A 1,712-nucleotide genomic window follows, 5' to 3' on the forward strand; every position below is an offset into this window, starting at 1 on the left:
CTTCCCTGCAAGACTAGCATCGACTATTCTATCAAGTTGTTCAGGGTTCATTTTCTTCTCTAAATTGCCATTACTGCCCGAAATGCTGTGATTGATTGCGTTCATTGTTCTGTATTTAAGTAAATTGGTATATCAGTTACTTTGTGACAAATGCTGAATTGATTCAAGCAATATATCTGCAATGTGGCTTTGGTGAATTATTTTTGCAGTGCCTGTTCTACCTACTTGAAGCTTAATAGGTTGCTTATTTTCAGCAACATAATTATCTAAAGCCACTTCAACTCTATAAGTTAAACCGAGTTTGCCATCATTCTGAGCATAGGGAAGAATAGATATCACTGTTCCAGAGATAAAGTTTTTATCCCATGTGATTTGTACTTTATCTTTTTGGTTGATAAAACCCACTTTTTGGTCGGGTAGAGTAGCCACTAAGATTAGGGGTTTATCTTGAAAAGCTATTTCAACAATAGCTTCTCCTTTTTTGAAGCGTTCAAGGGATAGAACTTTTAAAGACTGTGATTGGATTGCATGAGCTTGTTTTAGGGAAACGAATTCTCCTTGGAGATCAACAGTCTCCAAAATCTTTCCTGTCCAAGCCCAAGCTATAACTCCGGTAAAAAAAGCTATGCTACTTAACAAGACAAAATAGGGAAGTCTTGAGGGTGGTTGATGTAGCAATACTTGTAAAGATGCAGACCAATTATTGCCTGTGTTCTTATTTGCTTTTTTTGGCTTTTTCGCTATGGAAATGTGAGTGTTAGTAGGTACTTTTGGTGAGCCGTCGGCTATTGAATTTATACTACTCACATAGGTTAATGCCATCTTCGGTGATGTATGAACGTTAATTTCTGAGCTATTTGATTGTCTGGGAGTTTCGACTGAATTGGATATGATAATTCTGTCCATGAACTGACCTAATAATCGGAAACCTGACTTCTTATTCCAGTGCTTTTGCTGCTACGCTGGAATTCTTTTTCTTTGCTTTGAAGTTCAACAGCCACCCGATACAGGAGCAACCACTAATAGTTCAGCATTACATTAACGCCGCTACTCAGACTAGCTCAGTTAATGATATACACAAGGGTGAGTAAGGGAAATTAACTATTCTGGCTGTTATACAATCTTCGGACACTGCTTTTTGTGACTTCAAGGGATGTATGTTTGAAAAAGTAATAGCAGTTACAAACATTTACCTTTTCTGATCTCATCTAGCTAGTATAACAAACTTTCCTTGTGCGTTTTGGTAGATGCAGTTTTGTTATCTTCAATTTCTATTAACTCCTAATTTGCCTTTTCCCTGGTAACTTTATATCTGTATTGTATCGACCAAAAGTCGAATGGTGAGTTCTTAAGTAAGATTGCATACTTTTTTTCTGAGATTCTGAAGAAAAAAGATTCATCTTTCAAATTTAAGACCTACATTCGTATTTATACTATATTTTATCCCCGATTGTCATCTACTTTTTTGATTTTTTTGATATTAAAATCGTTTATTTTTTTTCCTGATTTAAATTAGAGGGTTTGACCATACATTCACTCTCCTAATTGTTATCAATTGAGGGGTTAAACCCCTCACTAAAACTACTCTAACTACCTCAAATATTGTGTTTTAGAGCGTTGATGAATCTTCCATTAATATAGCATTATGACTAACTCTTAGAAAAGATTAACTAATCCTAAAAATTGCATTCCTTGTTACCGAAAACTAAAAC

Annotated in this window: 1 protein-coding gene; it reads right to left on the minus strand. The window is 35.2% G+C overall.

All coding sequences use genetic code 11. The features are described 5' to 3' along the window. Nucleotides 1–132: 132 nt before the first annotated feature. On the minus strand, nt 133–906 hold the full coding sequence (locus tag G4P69_RS37930; RefSeq protein ID WP_208345293.1) for an HlyD family secretion protein: 774 nt from the start codon (nt 904–906) through the stop codon (nt 133–135). Nucleotides 907–1,712: the final 806 nt, after the last annotated feature.

It is taken from the genome of Aetokthonos hydrillicola CCALA 1050, from assembly GCF_017591665.1.
GTDB lineage: Bacteria > Cyanobacteriota > Cyanobacteriia > Cyanobacteriales > Nostocaceae > Aetokthonos > Aetokthonos hydrillicola.